The 15,977-nt window shown below is 58.5% G+C and carries 14 protein-coding genes and 1 riboswitch; of the genes, 10 read left to right on the top strand and 4 right to left on the bottom strand.

Features of this window, described 5'->3' with window-relative positions; all coding sequences use genetic code 11:
- Window positions 1-172: 172 nt before the first annotated feature.
- Complete coding sequence (locus ACFFIY_RS08495; RefSeq protein ID WP_354198854.1) at window positions 173-397, top strand: hypothetical protein; 225 nt, start codon at window positions 173-175, stop codon at window positions 395-397.
- Between the two features lie 105 nt (window positions 398-502).
- Window positions 503-1,024 (top strand): hypothetical protein, encoded by a 522-nt coding sequence (locus tag ACFFIY_RS08490; protein WP_354198852.1) that lies wholly within the window; start codon window positions 503-505, stop codon window positions 1,022-1,024.
- A gap of 460 nt (window positions 1,025-1,484) precedes the next feature.
- Here ACFFIY_RS08490 and ACFFIY_RS08485 read toward each other — a convergent pair whose 3' ends face one another.
- The 4 genes from ACFFIY_RS08485 to ACFFIY_RS08470 are packed head-to-tail and all read right to left on the bottom strand — an operon-like array spanning window position 1,485 to window position 4,824.
- Complete coding sequence (locus ACFFIY_RS08485) at window positions 1,485-2,240, bottom strand: energy-coupling factor transporter transmembrane component T family protein (RefSeq protein ID WP_354198849.1); 756 nt, start codon at window positions 2,238-2,240, stop codon at window positions 1,485-1,487.
- Window positions 2,221-3,654 carry an ABC transporter ATP-binding protein gene (locus ACFFIY_RS08480; RefSeq protein ID WP_354198847.1) on the bottom strand — a complete coding sequence of 478 codons (1,434 nt, stop codon included), beginning with the start codon at window positions 3,652-3,654 and terminating at the stop codon, window positions 2,221-2,223. Before ACFFIY_RS08480 ends, ACFFIY_RS08485 begins: the two co-directional genes overlap by 20 nt.
- A complete protein-coding gene (locus ACFFIY_RS08475) occupies window positions 3,647-4,225 on the bottom strand; it encodes an ECF transporter S component (RefSeq protein WP_354198856.1) in 579 nt (192 codons plus the stop codon). The genes ACFFIY_RS08480 and ACFFIY_RS08475 overlap by 8 nt, the downstream gene beginning before the upstream one ends.
- A 2-nt stretch (window positions 4,226-4,227) precedes the next feature.
- Entirely contained in the window at window positions 4,228-4,824 is a 597-nt protein-coding gene (locus ACFFIY_RS08470) for a YkoF family thiamine/hydroxymethylpyrimidine-binding protein (RefSeq protein ID WP_354198845.1), read from the bottom strand.
- A gap of 95 nt (window positions 4,825-4,919) precedes the next feature.
- Window positions 4,920-5,026, bottom strand: a riboswitch (TPP riboswitch).
- Between the two features lie 138 nt (window positions 5,027-5,164).
- Here ACFFIY_RS08470 and ACFFIY_RS08465 point away from each other — a divergent pair.
- The 8 genes from ACFFIY_RS08465 to ACFFIY_RS08430 all read left to right on the top strand — a co-directional run bounded on the left by ACFFIY_RS08465 (window position 5,165) and on the right by ACFFIY_RS08430 (window position 15,783).
- Window positions 5,165-6,007, top strand: a complete 843-nt coding sequence (locus ACFFIY_RS08465) for a DUF2971 domain-containing protein (protein ID WP_354198843.1) — start codon at window positions 5,165-5,167, stop codon at window positions 6,005-6,007.
- A gap of 421 nt (window positions 6,008-6,428) precedes the next feature.
- Entirely contained in the window at window positions 6,429-6,977 is a 549-nt protein-coding gene (locus ACFFIY_RS08460; RefSeq protein WP_354198841.1) for a competence protein ComK, read from the top strand.
- Window positions 6,978-7,123: 146 nt separating this feature from the next.
- Complete coding sequence (locus ACFFIY_RS08455) at window positions 7,124-7,588, top strand: DUF2306 domain-containing protein (protein ID WP_354198839.1); 465 nt, start codon at window positions 7,124-7,126, stop codon at window positions 7,586-7,588.
- Between the two features lie 87 nt (window positions 7,589-7,675).
- Entirely contained in the window at window positions 7,676-8,863 is a 1,188-nt protein-coding gene (locus ACFFIY_RS08450) for a M20 metallopeptidase family protein (protein WP_354198837.1), read from the top strand.
- 396 nt (window positions 8,864-9,259) lie between these two features.
- Window positions 9,260-10,147 (top strand): response regulator transcription factor, encoded by an 888-nt coding sequence (locus ACFFIY_RS08445; RefSeq protein WP_354198835.1) that lies wholly within the window; start codon window positions 9,260-9,262, stop codon window positions 10,145-10,147.
- Entirely contained in the window at window positions 10,144-11,124 is a 981-nt protein-coding gene (locus ACFFIY_RS08440; protein WP_354198833.1) for a HEAT repeat domain-containing protein, read from the top strand. Before ACFFIY_RS08445 ends, ACFFIY_RS08440 begins: the two co-directional genes overlap by 4 nt.
- A gap of 52 nt (window positions 11,125-11,176) precedes the next feature.
- Window positions 11,177-12,601, top strand: coding sequence for a glycosyltransferase family 2 protein (locus tag ACFFIY_RS08435; RefSeq protein WP_354198831.1), 1,425 nt, complete (start codon window positions 11,177-11,179; stop codon window positions 12,599-12,601).
- Complete coding sequence (locus ACFFIY_RS08430; protein ID WP_354198829.1) at window positions 12,598-15,783, top strand: hypothetical protein; 3,186 nt, start codon at window positions 12,598-12,600, stop codon at window positions 15,781-15,783. Before ACFFIY_RS08435 ends, ACFFIY_RS08430 begins: the two co-directional genes overlap by 4 nt.
- The last annotated feature ends 194 nt before the right edge of the window (window positions 15,784-15,977 follow it).

Raw genomic sequence — 15,977 nt, 5'->3', positions numbered from 1 at the left:
TTACGAAACTTTGCGTTATTCATCTTGATTGAACCGCCGTATACCGAACGGTACGTACGGTGGTGTGAGAGGTCGGGGGTTAGTCACCCCCTCCTACTCGATTGGAATCCGATTTGCGCATGAAGCCGCTGCGACGGGCCATACTAACGGGCGAATGGAGGCGAGCGATAAGGTGACCCATCCACTTTGCGTTGAATGCGGCAGGGAATTCGGCACCGATCTGTCCCCGGACCCGGAGCGCTGCCCGGATTGTGCGCCCGCGGAAGGAACGCCGGAGCCGGAAAACAGCGGGCCGAGCGTGTTCGTGGAAGATCCGCATGAATCGGGCACGGAAGATCCGTACGATCCGAACCCGGACGATCTGGAGCCGGGGGATTATGAAAAGGAAATCAAGTAAGCAGGCCGGCCCGGTTGCCGGTCTTTTTGCGTTCTTCTCTTTTAGAATTCCTTCTATAAGGGAAGGAGGTATGTAAATGGGACAGTTAATGGAGGAGGAAGGCTGATGACGAGACTGAGGAAAGTGGATTTCTTTCACGGGGCGCTGGCGAACGTTTTATTGAACAAAGGATTCGAGCTGGCGGGACTGGCGGATCATCCGGAGGGGGTGTACCGGGTGCGGCGCGACGGCGAAGAGTTTACAGTGTACTCGAAGTACTTGTCCGCGCCGTCGTCCAAGCGGAAGGAAAAGTCCATCCTCTGGTCGTTTTCATTCCGGCCGGAGGAAGTGGAGCGGATCCGCGGACTGAACAATGAATACGGCGACTGCCACGTCGCGATCATCGGGTCGTACGGCAACCGGCCGGGCGGCGAGCTGGTCGTGCTCGACATGGAGGAATTAAATCGGTGCATCGGCGGGCTCGACCTCGGCGACCGGCGCTGGATCGTCGTCTGGCGGAGAAAACATTACCGGACCCGCGTGTACGGCAATGCGCTCGCCCGGACTGAGGCGTTTATCCCGAAGATGCAGGTGATGGGCGTCGACGTGGATGTCGAGGAAGAAGCAGAAGACGAAGAGGTGCTGTAAGGCGGAAGAAAACGTCCGGAAAGAGAGCCTTTCCGGACGTTTTTCTTTGCATAGATTTGATAGCGACTCACTCGCGGCGGATAGCGACTCACTCGCTCACCGAAGGGATCTGGTTCAGTGTCGCTTTTTTCTTCCACTGATGGAGTTTGCACTATCGGATATACAGGGGGGCGAGTGGAATCATAGGCGCTTCGAGTGAGCGCGTTGAGCGCGCGAGTGGAATCATATCAGGCTTGAGTGAGCGCGTAGATGTTGGAAATCCGTGAGATGGGCGGAAAAGCGTCCCTTGAAGACTTTCGTCGGCACTTGGGACAGATTGGGTCTCACTCGAAGACCCTAGCGACTTACTCGCGCCACATTGCGTCTCACTCGGGACCTTTAGCGACTCACTCGCGGCCCTTAGCGACTCACTCGGGACCGAAAGCGTCTCACTCGCCCCAAATGCGACTCCTTCACTCACTTACCCAAGCCATACCCCCGCTACGCAACTCCCCACCAACAGGACCAAAAACATCCCGCCGAGCGCAAAGTCGCGCGCACCGATCTTCACCGGCTGGTAAAATTCACTCCGCGGTTCTCCGGTAAATCCTTTTGCTTCCATGGCGAAGGCGGCGCGTTCGGCTTTGCGGACGGCGCCGGCGAGCATCGGGATCAGTAATCGGCGCATGCCGAGGGCGCGCTGCCACCAGTGTTTGCCTTCGTCGACTCCGCGGAGGCGCTGGGCCTGGCGGATCTGGACAAGTTCATCTTTCAGGACAGGCAGGAACTGGTAGCTGACCATCGTTCCGTAGGCGAGCTTCGGCGGGACGCGGAGCTGCTGCATGAGGCTCATGATGAAGGTGACCGGGTCGGTCGTGAGGGCGAACAGCAGCGACAGACCGGAGAAGGCGAGCACCCGGAACGCGAGCGACCAGGCGCGTGCCCATTGTTCGTCGGTCACTTCGATGCCGAGGAACGAGCCGATCACTTCTCCGCCAGTGTCCGCGCCGAAGACGAGCGTGGTCCAGAGGTAGCCGGCGGCGCCGAGCCCCATCGGCAGCATCATGAGGCCCCAGACTTTCCAGTTCACCCGGCTCATGAGCACTTGCACGACGAGCAGGCCGACCCAGAACAAGAGCGGCGTCCACGGGTTAAAGAAAAACGCCATCGTCAGCATCGAGACGATCACGGCCAAAAACTTCACCGACGGGTTCATGTCATGCAAAAGCCGGCTCATGCGCATTCGCTCCTTTCGGCGGGATCAGGTGATGGGCGGCGAGCAGACCGGGATCCGCCCAGACGTCAGCCGCACGGAACTTGCCCGTGAGTGCGCCGTCTTTCATCAACATCACCGAATCGGCGATTGCGGCGGCGAATTCCATATCGTGGGTAATGATGAGGAACGATACCCCTTCCCGCCGGCGCTCGTCGATCAGCTCATACAGCTCAAGCAGCGCGGCGGCGTCCTGGCCGGATGTCGGCTCGTCCATGACGATGACCGGCCGGTTGTCTGCGAGCATCGCCCCGATCGCCGCTCGCCGCTTTTGTCCGTGGGAGACGGAAAACGGGTGGGCGTCCGCAATCTCCTCAAGCCGGAGCCGTTCCATCAAGCCGTCCACTTCCTCCCCAGAAGCTATCCCCGAAAACGCCAGCTCTTCCCGGACCGAAGCGGTCAGGAAAAGGAATTCCGGTGACTGGGGCACGTAGCCGATGCCCGAGGCTGCATTGACCCGCCCGCCGGATTTCTTGTAAATGCCGCAGAGCGCCTTCGCAAGCGACGATTTCCCGCTGCCGTTCGGACCGGCGATGACGGCGATTTCGGATTCGTTCAATTGGAATGAAAGCTTGGACAGGATCTCCTGTCCGCGGATCGAAACAGATAACTCCTCGACACGAAGTGAAGCCTCTTCGCCAATTGCTGCCGGCCGCTCGGGAAAACGCATAGGCGGCCCGGGCAGAAACGGCCCGCACCCGGTCAGCCGCCCTTCAGGTCCGAGGCGGATCTCCCGGTCAAAAAATCCGTCCCACAAGTCGAGGCGGTGCTCGACGGCGACGACCGTGAGACCGGTTTTCTTCTGGAGCCCATCGAGCCAGCGGACAAGTTCGCGCGCGGTGTGCGGATCGAGATGGGCGAGCGGCTCGTCCAGCAGAAGCACTTCGGGCTGCATGACGAGGGCGCAGGCGGCGGCGACACGCTGTTTTTGTCCGCCCGACAGATTCTGGATGACCGCACCGCGCAGCTCTTCAAGCCCGGTGAGTGCCAGCACTTCCACGATCCGGCGTTTCATTTCCTCGCGCGGCACCCGCAGGTTTTCGAGCGTGAATGCGAGCTCCTGCTCGACGGTCGGCATGCAAAACTGGGCATCGGGGTCCTGGAAGACGGTCGCGACGAACCGGTTGATCTCGCCGGGCTTCCACACCTCGGACAACCGGCCGAACAGCCGGACCGTCCCTCCGACGATGCCGTCACAGTTCGCCGGATACAGCCGGTTCAGCAAATAAAGCAGCGTGCTTTTGCCGCAACCGCTCGGACCGGACAACACGACGCGCTCACCCCGCCTGATCTCAAATGAAATTCCGTTCAGCACCGCCCGGTCGTCCTCGGGGAACCGGAAAGACACCTCTTCCAGCCGGAACACCGCCTCAGGCACGGGCCTCCCCCTTGCCTGCACGAGAAATCGCATAGCCGCGGAGCGCACCGGTCGCGAGCAGTCCGTCCGCGAGGTATTTGCCGCCGACGCCGGCGATGAGGATTCCGCTCATCACGCGGAGCGCGAGCATGATCATCACAAATTTCGGATCAAGCGCCGCGTAGCCCGAGACGAAATAGCCGTACGCAAAGCTGAACAAGGCAGAGCCGGCGCCCGCGAGCATCATGACCGGCAGATTGAACCGCTTGTACCCGGTGACGGCGAACGCCGCCTCCGCCCCGAGACCCTGCACCATGCCCGATAGAATGAGGCGGGGGCCGGCGCCGTTGCCGAGCAGCACTTCGATGATCGCCGCCAAGGTTTCCGGCAAGAAGGCGGCACCGGGCTTGCGGATGATCGACATGCACAAGATCGACACGATAAACCAGATGCCGAAGATCCATTCGTAGGCGAGCGGTCCGATGACGCCTGCCCAGAGGTTGCCGAAGTGGACGAACACGAGATAGATGATGCCGAAGACGACGCCGAACAGCGACATGAGGACGATTTCTTTCAGCTTCCAAGATTTCATCGTCATCGGCCGGCTCCTCCGTGGGACGGGGAATTGATGCTCATCGAGACGGTCATGACGAGATGGCGGTGCTCGTCGGAGCGGGCGTTCGAAAATGCCTCCTCGTAGAAATCAAAAACGTCGTGGATGTCCCCGTGGATGCCGCTCGCGTAATGCATCGATTCGTTGAAAACGCCGGACGCCTTCGCCCGGTCGACTTCCCGGTAGATGACCTCCATGTAGCCGGGGTTGTTCATCGGATAAAGCGCGAACTGGGATGATACATATTGCTTTGTCCGATCCGTATTGAGCAGTTCATCCGGCTTATCCAAGAACACATCGCCCGCTGAGTCGCCCGGGCAACCGGCGGAAAACGTCCCGTTCAGTGCGACATGAACGCCGGTTTTCGCTGCGTGGAGCGCAATGGCTTTGGCGACATTGAACACATGCGCCTGTTTTCCGCGGATGACTGTGGAGACGTCATCGGTGTGCATCCAGACGGCCGATGTGTCGGTTTCATTGATCGCCTCCGTGATGACGTCGGCGAACCGGTCGGTCATCGGGTGGAGCGAGAACCGGAACCCGACGATCGGGCTTGTTCCGCATTGCAGTTGATCCATGTTGAATTCCCCCTTGAAAGTAAACACAAAAAAGCCGCACCCGTGAAGATGCAGCCGGAATTCCATAATGGCCATGCGAAAACAGGGCAGGCGCGATGAAATCCGCCGCACTTCCTCACGCAGGTATTAACCTGATCGAGTCCAAAGGGATCGGAGCGTTCGCTCTCATCTCAGCCCGTGACGGGCACCCCCAGCGCAGTGACGGTATGCAGTTTTTCGTGCCGCGGGTCTGCCCGCTGCCCCAAGTGTAGGCGATTGGACGGAGGATGGCAAGCGGATCCGGCAAATCGGGTATAGGAAGGGAAGAGCGGCAAGACGGACAGACGGAGGGATCGGCATCATGACGGAGAAATTTGACTTGAAGAAGTTTGCGGCGCTGCTGGCCGACCATTCGATCGAAGACGCCATCGACTATAAAAATGAATGCATCCCCGCCAGGCTGTACAAGTTCTTTCCCTTGTACGACGAGCGGCGGGTGGACTGGCAGACGGAAAACGAGCTCCGGCTCGCCTCGATCCGCAACGCTGAAATCTGGGCGAGCGCGGCGGAATTCCTGAATGATCCGTTTGAGTTCAAGGCCGTGCTGCTGGATGAATCGGAATTCGAGAATGTGCGGGAAGCGGAAATGATGGAGCGGCTGCTCGACCGGATCCGGCGGGTGTTTTTGTCGGCGAGCTTCACGGCGAACCTTGAGAACTTCCCGATGTGGGCCCACTACACGAACAACTACCAGGGATTTTGTGCGGAATATGAAGTGACCGACGGCGACCGGCTGTTTCCGGTGATCTACGCACACGACCGGCGGAACGCGGCGGTGTTGCTGAAGAAGATGGTGCATGAACTGCATCTGTTGTTCAAAGGGGAACTAAAGCCGCAGGAAGTGTCCGCGGTGGAGCCGGTACTTTTGTATTTAACACATTTCGTGAAGCACGACTCGTGGGATTACGAAGAGGAATACCGGATCGTCCCGCCGAACCGCGAGCGCACAAGCGGCAAACTGCTGGAAAACGGGGAAGCGGGCCTGCGGCTGAGCGGTCTGTACCTCGGAAACCGGTGCCGGGAATCCGACAAATTGGCGCTCTTTGACATCGCCCGTGAGCAGAACTTGCCGATCCGGGAGATCGACATCGACGACAGCAGCACGAAATTCAAGCTCACTTTCCGGCATTTCCGGCCGGAATAAAAGCCGGGATCCGTCGGCTGAACGGCCCTTCCGGCGAAACGGAACTGATGAAAATTTGACATATGAGAACAAAATACTGCTAATTTAAACAAAATTCCAAAAACGGATGGACAAGCCCGAACAGATATAGGTATAATGAATACAGAATAGGAATCGAAAAGGAAAACTTACAGTCATTTGGATATGCAGACGGCGAGGTCCGCTGTTCGACGCTGTAGGAGACAACTCGGTGGCATCGGCACAGGTTCCTGGGAATGCCCGCATGTTGTGCGGGCCGGGGGAGGGAGGAGAAAAAAGGTGTCCGGCAGTCCCGGATATCAAAAGGGAACAGTGCTGTGCAGGAAATTCATTTGTACTTTGTTGCTAACTTCTCGTGTGTTTGTATTAAAAAGCAGACAGTCAGAAGGAGGAAGTAGTTGCAATGCATAAGGATTTCTATCGAATCGGGCCGCAAACGATGGCCATCATGCCGGATTTCGACAAGTATGGCCATCCGGAATCAATCATCCTCGAGCAGGGGAAGGAGGCGTTCAGCATCAAGCTGAAGCCCCGGCACCTGATCGACCGGACGCTCCGCTCCTACGCGTCCAGCTATATGGGGGCCGTGCAGGGGGCCGCTTACATTTTGAAAAAGAACCATACCCTGCCCGTCCTGATCAAAGCCGAGAAGCCGATCATCCTCTTGCCGACGGAGTCTTCGACGAGGGAAGGGTGCATGTGGCTGTCACTCGACCACATCATTGATTTCAATGAAGAGGAAAAGGGATCAACGCGGATCAGCCTGACCGGCGGCGCCAGCATCGTCGCCGGCATCAGCCTCCACAGCTTTTATCACCAATTCCAGAAAGCCCTCTTTTTCCGCCATCACCTTGAACGGCCTGACGATCGCATGACGCAGGCATTCGAGCCGGGTGTGACCTACCATTTCATCAAAGGAGAAGGCATCCGGAAGACCGGGAAAAAGGAATAACAGAACTGCAAGGAACAGCCGCGGCTGTTCCTTTTTAAATAGAATCACTGATCAGCCGCGTCCACTCCATGAAACCATTCATCTTCCCGGACGTAGGATGGTTAAAGGAACCGGGAGAACCGAGAGCGATGAAGGAGGAAACGTATATGTTCAATATGTTTCTCGTTGTCCACATCTTGTCGGGAATCGTCTGTCTCATCACGGGACTGTTCGCTTTGCAGGCACCGAAGCGGCGGGGCCGGCATACGTCGGCGGGCACCGTTTATCATGCCTCCTACTTGTGCGTGTTCATCACGGCGCTCGTCATGTCCGTGGTCAACTGGGCGGATAGTGCTTATCTGTTTTACATTGCGCTCTTTTCGTACGGGAATGCGCTGCTTGGCTTGATTTCCGCAAGGCGGAAGAAGAAGGGCTGGATGGGTCCTCATATCGGGGGGGTGCTCGGGTCGTATATCGGAATCGTGACGGCAGTGCTGGTCGTGAATGTTCCCCGGATCCCGGTCATCAATGAGTGGCCGGTCCTCTTGTTCTGGATCTTGCCGACGGTGATCGGCACGCCGCTCATCGTGATCGCCGGCCGGAAGTACCGTCCGAGACGCCGCGCGGTTTAGGACATAACTCCGCTCTCTTTCGGGTAAAGGAAACTCATAGGCAACCGGAACTTGAGTGGAATTGCGACTGAGAGAATGGAGGATTCGATGGATTTAGAACGGTTGGTGGAGGAAATCCGAGACGAGATGGTGAATGTGCGCCGGGAGATCCATATGCATCCCGAGCTGAGCCATGAGGAGTTCAAGACGACCCGCTATGTGCGGGAGCTGCTGTCGGGCACATCGATCGAGTGGCAGGAAACAGGAACGGCGACGGGACTGGTCGGCCTGATGAATGGCAAGGCGGGGACGGGTCCGGTGCTCATGCTGCGGGCCGATCTGGATGCGCTTCCGCTCAATGAAGAAACGGAACTGCCGTTTGCGTCCAAGCAGACGGGTGTGATGCATGCGTGCGGGCACGATATCCATACGTCGGTGCTCATCGGAACGGCGCTCGTGCTCGAGCGGCTGCGCGGGGACTGGCGGGGGACGGTGAAGTTCGTTTTCCAGCCGTCCGAGGAAAAACCGGGCGGCGCGCCGGAACTGATCAAGGGCGGGGTTCTGGAAAATCCCGTGCCGGATTATGCCGCCTGCCTTCATACATGGCCGGTCACCGACGCCGGGAAGATCGGCATCCGTCCGGGCGCGATGACCGCGGCGAACGACAGCTTCTCCGTAACGGTGACGGGAACCGGCGGGCATGGCGCCCATCCGGAAACGGCGATTGATCCGATCCCGGTGGCGGACGACATCATTGATTCGTTCCAGCGGATCATTTCACGCAATTTGTCGCCGTTTGATCCGGCGGTGATCACGGCCGGGCAGATCCACGGCGGGACGGCGGACAATGTCATCGCCAAAAACGTGAAGTTCTCGGGCACGATCCGGACGGTGAACCCGAACACCCGGGATTACGTGAAAAAGCGGATGGAGGAAATCGCTTATCATACGGCGGCGGCGTCCGGCGCGGAAGCGGAGGTCACTTTCAGCGGCGGCACTCCGCCGGTCATCAACGACGGGCCGCTCGTGCATGTGCTGGAGCGGTCGCTCGTCAAAAGCGTCGGCCGGGAGAACATCGAGCATCTGGAAATCCCGTCGATGGGGAGCGAGGATTTTGCCTACTATCTCGAGCAGGTGCCCGGCCTGCTGTTCCGCCTCGGCACCGGAAACGATCAAGACGGGCGAACCCGCCTCGGTCTCCACAGTCCGGAAATCGTGTTCGACGAACGCTCGATTCCCGCCGGCATCAAGGCGATGGCCGGATTTGCGGTGGAATACTTGAATGAAGGCATCTGATGAACAAGCAGCACATTGAATTGAATGCGGACACTCGGGCCGGTCTTCCACAGGGAGGCCGGTCTTTGAGTGTGTCCGGGTGAGTGGAATCATAGAGGCTTTGAGTGAGCGCGTTGACAGGGTGAGTGGAATCATAGAGGCCGTGAGTGAGCGCATAGCCGGGATGAGTGGATTCATGGAGCGATGCATTCCAACGCTTCGCTTTTGAGCGCCGGCGCCGAACGTCGCGTTGGCGTCGGCAACGCCTGCGGTAAGCGAGTGGATTGCTAGTTATGAATCTCCCTTTTTCGTCAACATTCGCTCCCGTTTCGGGGGCTGAATTCGGTAGAATGAGGGTATCAGTTGAAAAGAGGCAAGTTTCTGAAACGGAAGAAATCAATTCTGCCGATAAATGGAATGAACTGGGGTGGGGACTGGATGGATCATAGTGTGGAGCACGCACCGAGAGAGTTGCTCGGGAGCGGACAGGTCGGCTATGTGTTTGACCTGCTGAAGGCGAATGTGGTGAGGAGCCGGCGGACGATGGCGTTCGTGCTGATCGGATTTGAGGGCGAATTTGAGGCCGGTGAAACAGAAGACCAGATATGCGCCCGGCTGGTCAAGAGTGTCAGGATGACGGACGCTGTGTTTTCGGCGGCCCTTCCGGGGGAGTGCGGCCTGCTCATGCCGCAGAGCGGAAAAGAAGAGGCCGCTGCTTTTTTGCGCAGGTTCTCAAAAGAGCTCCGGTCCGCCGGCACAACTGAAATCCGGGCAGCCGTGCTTGAGGTGCAGCATCCTGGCCTGTCGTTTGAACAGTCGCTGGACCTGGCAAGGGGTGGCCTGGTGGAAGCAGCCGCATCCGGAGAGACGGTGGCTTTCGTGGACGCCGGCCTGGGGCGCAGGACGGAGACGGTGAAGGTGAGCGTGCTGGATCCGGATCCGCTTTTCCGCGAAGCGCTGTCGATGTCGATCGGAAGTCTCCGGGTTCCGTCAGTTGAACTGGATGTCCGCACTTTCGGGGACGGATTGGATCTGCTGGAATCCGGCTGGACGGCTTCTTGGCATCCGCATCTCGTCATTTTAAATGATGTGCTGCCGAAACAGAACGGGCTCGACGTGCTTCATGCACTCCGCCAGATGCCGAATGAGCAGAAGTTCACGGTGCTCATGATGACCCGGCGCAATTCCGAAGAAGACATGATCTATGCCTACGAAAGCGGAACCGATGAGTATTTAGTGAAACCATTTAATCTCAGGTTGTTCGAAGCACAGGTGAAGCGGCTGCTGGCGAGGCTTTGGTCATGATCGGTCTGCCGGTCGGGTGGGTGCTGGGCGGAGTTGCGTTTCTTCTTGGGCTGCTGCTCCTGCTGACAGTGTATTTGTTTATCGCGCGTGCCGCGGAAGAAAAGCGTGCCCGCCGTGCGTCCGCTTATCTGGAACGTCATGCGGCTGCCTGGTTCCGTCACTTGCGCGGTTTTGAACCGGCAGGGAATGAGTTGGCGCCGCAGGACCGGGCGGAAGTGTCGGCGGTGGAAGAAGTGTTCCGGTCCTACTTGAACAATCTTGCGGGCGAGGGGATGCAGAACCGCATCCGGGAATTCTCAAACCGTCATCTTGCCGGGTTTTACAGGAAGAAGCTCAAAAGCAGGAATTGGAGCGACCGGCTGAACGCGCTGTACCGGATCCATGATTTCGGAATCGATGCGCTGGCGGAAGATTGCCGGGCGCTCGCACGCCGGGAAGTTTCGCAGGAGGAGCGATTCCAGCTCCTGTTGATCGACCTGGCGTTCCGGCCGGACGGATTTGTGGACCGGAACATCCGCCTGAACGGAAACATTTCGGAAGTGGAAAACAAGGAACTGCTGTTCCGGATGCCCGAAGCGGTGTTTGATGAGGCAGCTTCCAGGTTGGACGAGCTGGAGAAAGACACGCAGTATGCACTCGTCGACGTGCTTGGCATGAAACAGGATCTCGCGCGGCTGCCGTTCCTGGAAAAGCTGCTCGGCAGCACAGATCAGGAGTTGCGGATCCGTGCGCTTCGGGCGGTCGATGCGCTTGGCATCCGGACGCCGGATGGCATCCTGAGAAGGGCGGTCGATTCGCCTGTGTGGCAGGAGCGGTTCATCGCGGCAAGGATGATCCGTCGTCTTCCGGAATCCGAGGCGCTCCGCTATGCGGAAAAGCTGGCGGGAGACGAGTCATGGCTTGTCCGGGAAGAATTGAGAGGGCTCGGGCCGGCGCTTGAGCGCCGGCAGTTAGAGAAGGAGGCGGCACTCGGATGAAGGAAAGGGTAGACATTGGCCGCCGGACGGATCCAGGCAAGGGGGCTTGCCGATGAATCAGGCACTGGAGTGGATCATGCTGTTTTTCGGCGGCCTGATCTTCGCTTATATGCTGGTCGTGATTGTGGCGTACAGCCTCATGTTTCTGTTTGCGTTCCTTGAGCTGAAAAAGCAGCGCCGGCTGGATCGGCGCGAGCTCGATGAGCGGTTCGTCGATGCGTTTTATTCAAAGCCGGTGTCGATTTTGGTGCCGGCTTACAACGAGGAAGCGGGTGTGGTCGCGAGCATTCATTCGCTGCTGAACCTGGACTATCCGCAGACCGAGCTGCTCGTCATCGACGACGGGTCCAAGGACGGGACGGCGGCGCTCGTGATCGGCCGGTTCGACATGGTGCCGGCCGAAAAGCCGATGCTTCCGCAGTTGCAGACAAAGCCGGTCAAGGAAGTGTACCGTTCGCGCATCCATCCGAATCTGTGGCTCATCCGCAAGGAGAACGGCGGAAAGGGCGATGCGCTCAACGTGGGGATCAACTTTGCGCGCTATCCGTATTTCTGCACGATCGACGGCGATTCGATCCTCGACACGCGGTCGCTGCTGCGCGTCATGAAGCCGATCATGACGTCAAACGGCAAAGTCGTCGCCGCGGGCGGCAACGTGCGGATCGTAAACGGGCTGACGGTGGATTACGGGGCGGTCGATGACGTTCGGCTGTCGGGCAGGGCGCTCGTCGTCATGCAGGTCGTCGAATATTTGCGAGCGTTCCTGATGGGCCGGATCGCGCTCAGCAAGTTCAACATGGTGCTCATCATCTCCGGCGCGTTCAGCGTGTTCTCGAAGAAATTCGCCATCGCGGCGGGCGGCTACAACACGACGACGATCGGGGAAGACATGGAGATGGTCGTGAAGATCCAGCGGTTCCTGAAAGAACAGAAACTCGACAACCGTGTGGAGTTCGTCCCGGATCCGGTGTGCTGGACGGAAGCGCCCCAGTCTCTGTCGATCCTGAGAAGGCAACGAAGGCGCTGGCATCAGGGCCTGCTTGAAAGCCTTTGGGCGCACCGCAGGATGACGTTCAATCCGAAGTATGGCACGGTCGGCATGATTTCGTTCCCGTATTTCTGGCTGGTGGAGTGCTTTGGCCCGGTGATCGAGCTCGGGGGCTATATATATGTGATCCTTGCATTCTTCATGGGCGGGATTTATTACGAATACGCGGTGCTGCTCATGCTGCTGTTCATCTTGTACGGCACGGTGTTCTCGATCGGTTCGGTGCTCCTTGAGTCATGGAGCCTGAATGCATTCCCGAAAAGACGGGACGTGCTGCGGATGATGGCGCTGTCTTTCACCGAGGTTGTCTGGTACAAGCCGCTGACGCTCGTCTGGCGGATTGAAGGGCTCATCCGCTCGATGTTCCGGATCAGCTCCTGGGGAGAAATGGAGCGGGTCGGCGCAACGACGAAGGGGGCGTCCAAGTGAAGAAGTTCTATGCGATCGCACTGCTGATCGTCGCGGTGCTCGCCCTTCCCGTCGTCCTCTGGTTCATGGAAGACAGGAAGGGCCTGTCGGTGGCGATTCTCGATAAAACCGTGCCAGATGAATCGTACCGGGAGCATCTCGGCGTCACATGGGTGTTGAATCATTTGAAGGCCGGGCAGAAAAAGTTCAACTCGGAACACGACTACTTCGGATTCCGTCCGGATGAAAAGAAGAAAGACTATGAGATCCGCGAATTTCCGGCCGACTACGCCGGGACGGATGTCATTTACCTGGCCGATACATACGGCGTCTATGAAGAAGACCTTCCGTGGCATCAAGGCCGGCGGGCCGGCGGACGTTCCGAAATGATCGACGGGGGCCTGCAGGCGGCTGAGTGGTCGGCAATCGAAAAGCGGCTGGACGCGCCGGAACCGTCGCTGTTCATCGCGGAATATAATTCATTCGCCTCGCCGACCGGAGAAGAGGTGCGCGAAGTGGTGACCCGGCGGCTCGGCGTGTCTTGGGACGGCTGGACGGGAAGGTTCTTCGAGGAGCTGGATCCGGAGAAAAATGAGGAAGTGCCCCGTTGGATTGTTGACGAGCAGAAGGACTGGAACCACTCCGGTCCGGGGTTCTTGCTGGTGAATGACTTTGACGGCAATGTCGCCGTGCTGGAGCGAGACGGGCATCTGACGGGGGAAGGCATCCGGCTTTCATTTACAAAGGAAGGCAAGGAGCGTCTCGGGCTGGACCGTTCGCCGAGGTATGATTACTGGTTCGACATCGTGACCCCGCGTCCCGGCGCCACCGTGCTGGCCGAGTATGAATGGGGGCTGACCGGTGAAGGGAAGCAACTGTTGTCTGAGCTGGGCATTCCCGAACAGTTCTCGGCGATCACCGCCAATCAGACCGGCGCGTCGCAAAGCGTTTACTTCGCCGGGGATTACAACGATGTGCCGACCGTTCCGAAGTTCTATCAGGTGAAGGGGCTGCCGGCCGTCTACCGGGTGCTGAACGCGTTTTCCGATGAGTCGTTCTATTGGTCTGCATACGTGCCGGTCATGCAGTCGGTGATCGGCAGCTTTGCGAAAGGAGAAGGGGCGGACGTGGCAGAGAAAACGGCGGACGGCGGCAAAGTACACATGCCCGCGCGGATGAACGACGGCAAGCTGGAAGTCCGCGACGGCGAAGGATGGAAGGCAATCACGGTGAAGGGCGTCAACATCGGCATGGGCAAGCCGGGCCACTTCCCGGGGGAGGCGGCGATCGAGGAAAACGAGTATTACCGCTGGTTCGAGAAGATCGGCGAGATGAATGCAAATACGGTCCGGGTATACACGCTGCACCCGCCCGGATTCTACCGGGCGCTCAAGCGCTACAACGAATCTCACGATGAGCCGATCCACGTAATGCACGGCGTCTGGATCAACGAGGAAATATTTGTGGAAACTCAGGATGCGTTTGATGAGCGCAATGTGGAGGACTTCCAGGCGGAGATGAAGCGCCTTGTCGATGTCGTCCACGGCAATGCGGATCTTGAATCCCGCCCCGGACACGCATCCGGCGTGTACGATGCGGACGTGTCCGACTGGGTGAGCGCCTGGATGATCGGCGTGGAATGGGACCCGGTTGTCGCCGATGCCACGAACAAAAAACACGGCGACGCCGGCGAATATGACGGCAAGTATTTCCGGACGGAAGGGGCCCGGCCGTTTGAGCACTGGATCGCCAACCAGATGGATGTGCTCGTTTCCTACGAGATGGAGCAGTACCGGACCGTGCGGCCGATGAGCTTCACGAACTGGGTGACGACCGACCTGCTCGACCACCCGGCGGACTCGTCCGACCGGGAGGACCTCGTCTCGGTCGACCCGAACCTCATCTGGGTGAAAGACGAAATGGAGAAAGCGGGACAGTTCGCGTCTTATCACGTGTATCCGTATTATCCGGACTTCCTGAACTACGAGAAGAAATACCGGGAGTACGTCGACTTCCGGGGGGACAACAACAACTATGCGGCCTACCTGAAAGACTTGCATGCGGCCCACCGCCTGCCGATCCTGATCGCGGAGTTCGGCATCCCGGCGTCCCGCGGGAAAACGCATGAAAACCCGTTCGGCTGGAACCAGGGCTTCATGTCCGAGAAACAGCAGGGCGAGGTGCTGACGCGGTTATATGAAGACATTTTGCATGAGGGCCTGATGGGCGGGCTCGTGTTCACATGGCAGGACGAGTGGTTCAAGCGGACATGGAATACGATGGACTACGACAACCCGGACCGGCGGCCGTTCTGGTCGAATGCCCAGACGAATGAGCAACAGTTCGGCCTGCTTTCATTCGACCGGCTGAAAGTGAAAGTCGACGGGGATCCGGATGATTGGAAAGTCGGCCCGATGTACGAGAAAGGGGACGGCCCGCTGCGAAAAATGTTCGTCGATCATGACGAGCGGTATTTGTACATCCGGATCGACATGGACGAGGGAGCGGTGAACGACGGCGGTTATCCGATTGTGCTGATGGATACCGTCCCGGGTCAGGGCAACACGAAGGCGGACAGCGTGCCCGGCGTGCGGTTCTCCGACGGCGTGGAGTTCATGGCTGTCATGAACGGCGGCGAATCGCGGCTCGTCATCGACCCGTATTATGATTTTCATCATTATCTGTACGGGAAGAAACTCGGCCTCATTCCCGATGTCGAACGGGTGCCGGACAGTGGCCGGTTCATCCGGGTTGAGTACGCGCTCAACAAACCATATTTCATCCCGAATGAAAACCGGACACTGCCGTTCAGCGCCTACGAAACCGGCAAGCTGAAGGAAGGCAATGGCAACACGGAATCGGATGACTACGATTCCCTGGCCGATTACCGCGTGAAAGACGGCATGCTGGAACTCCGCCTCCCGTGGCTGCTCATCCAGGCGAAAGACCCGAGCCTGAAAGAATTCATGGGAGACCTCGCGAAAGACGGCGAACAGGCGAGCACCGTGATCGACCGGATCGGCCTCGGTGCGCTGTTCATCGGCGAAGACGGCCAAGCTGCGGATTCCTTCCCGGCCACGAATGACGGCGTGCTCGGCAATCTGGACGGCTATTCGTGGGAGGAATGGCACGAACCGAAATATGAAGAGCGGCTGAAGCAGTCGTATTGGATTGTGAAGGAAGCGTTTGAGAAAACCGAATAAGTGTGAGGCCCCCCTGCGGCAAGAGCTGCAGGGGGTTTTCGTATGAGGCGGGAAAATTATCGGGATGACGGTTGAAGTGGGTCTTTAGCGCTAACTTTGTCGGTTCGGCAAAATCGAAAAATGTAGATTTAAGAGTTTTGTAAGAGTTAAGGACTAGTATGAATGCACCATCAGACTGCAAAGTCATACCCGCC

The organism is Bhargavaea ullalensis (assembly GCF_042432615.1).
Taxonomy (GTDB): Bacteria; Bacillota; Bacilli; order Bacillales_A; family Planococcaceae; genus Bhargavaea; species Bhargavaea ullalensis.
The sequence above is the reverse complement of the archived record's forward strand: the minus strand, read 5'-3'. Positions and strand labels throughout refer to the sequence as shown.

What these genes read in the sequence shown, in the direction of transcription:
- ACFFIY_RS08465 (WP_354198843.1), top strand. Translation starts at nt 5,165, where the DNA reads ATGACGGAGAAATTTGACTTGAAGAAGTTTGCGGCGCTGCTGGCCGAC.
- ACFFIY_RS08455 (WP_354198839.1), top strand. Translation starts at nt 7,124, where the DNA reads ATGTTCAATATGTTTCTCGTTGTCCACATCTTGTCGGGAATCGTCTGT.
- ACFFIY_RS08440 (WP_354198833.1), top strand. Translation starts at nt 10,144, where the DNA reads ATGATCGGTCTGCCGGTCGGGTGGGTGCTGGGCGGAGTTGCGTTTCTT.
- ACFFIY_RS08475 (WP_354198856.1), bottom strand. Translation starts at nt 4,225, where the DNA reads ATGAAATCTTGGAAGCTGAAAGAAATCGTCCTCATGTCGCTGTTCGGC.
- ACFFIY_RS08445 (WP_354198835.1), top strand. Translation starts at nt 9,260, where the DNA reads ATGAACTGGGGTGGGGACTGGATGGATCATAGTGTGGAGCACGCACCG.
- ACFFIY_RS08450 (WP_354198837.1), top strand. Translation starts at nt 7,676, where the DNA reads ATGGATTTAGAACGGTTGGTGGAGGAAATCCGAGACGAGATGGTGAAT.
- ACFFIY_RS08485 (WP_354198849.1), bottom strand. Translation starts at nt 2,240, where the DNA reads ATGAGCCGGCTTTTGCATGACATGAACCCGTCGGTGAAGTTTTTGGCC.
- ACFFIY_RS08435 (WP_354198831.1), top strand. Translation starts at nt 11,177, where the DNA reads ATGAATCAGGCACTGGAGTGGATCATGCTGTTTTTCGGCGGCCTGATC.
- ACFFIY_RS08460 (WP_354198841.1), top strand. Translation starts at nt 6,429, where the DNA reads ATGCATAAGGATTTCTATCGAATCGGGCCGCAAACGATGGCCATCATG.
- ACFFIY_RS08470 (WP_354198845.1), bottom strand. Translation starts at nt 4,824, where the DNA reads ATGGATCAACTGCAATGCGGAACAAGCCCGATCGTCGGGTTCCGGTTC.
- ACFFIY_RS08490 (WP_354198852.1), top strand. Translation starts at nt 503, where the DNA reads ATGACGAGACTGAGGAAAGTGGATTTCTTTCACGGGGCGCTGGCGAAC.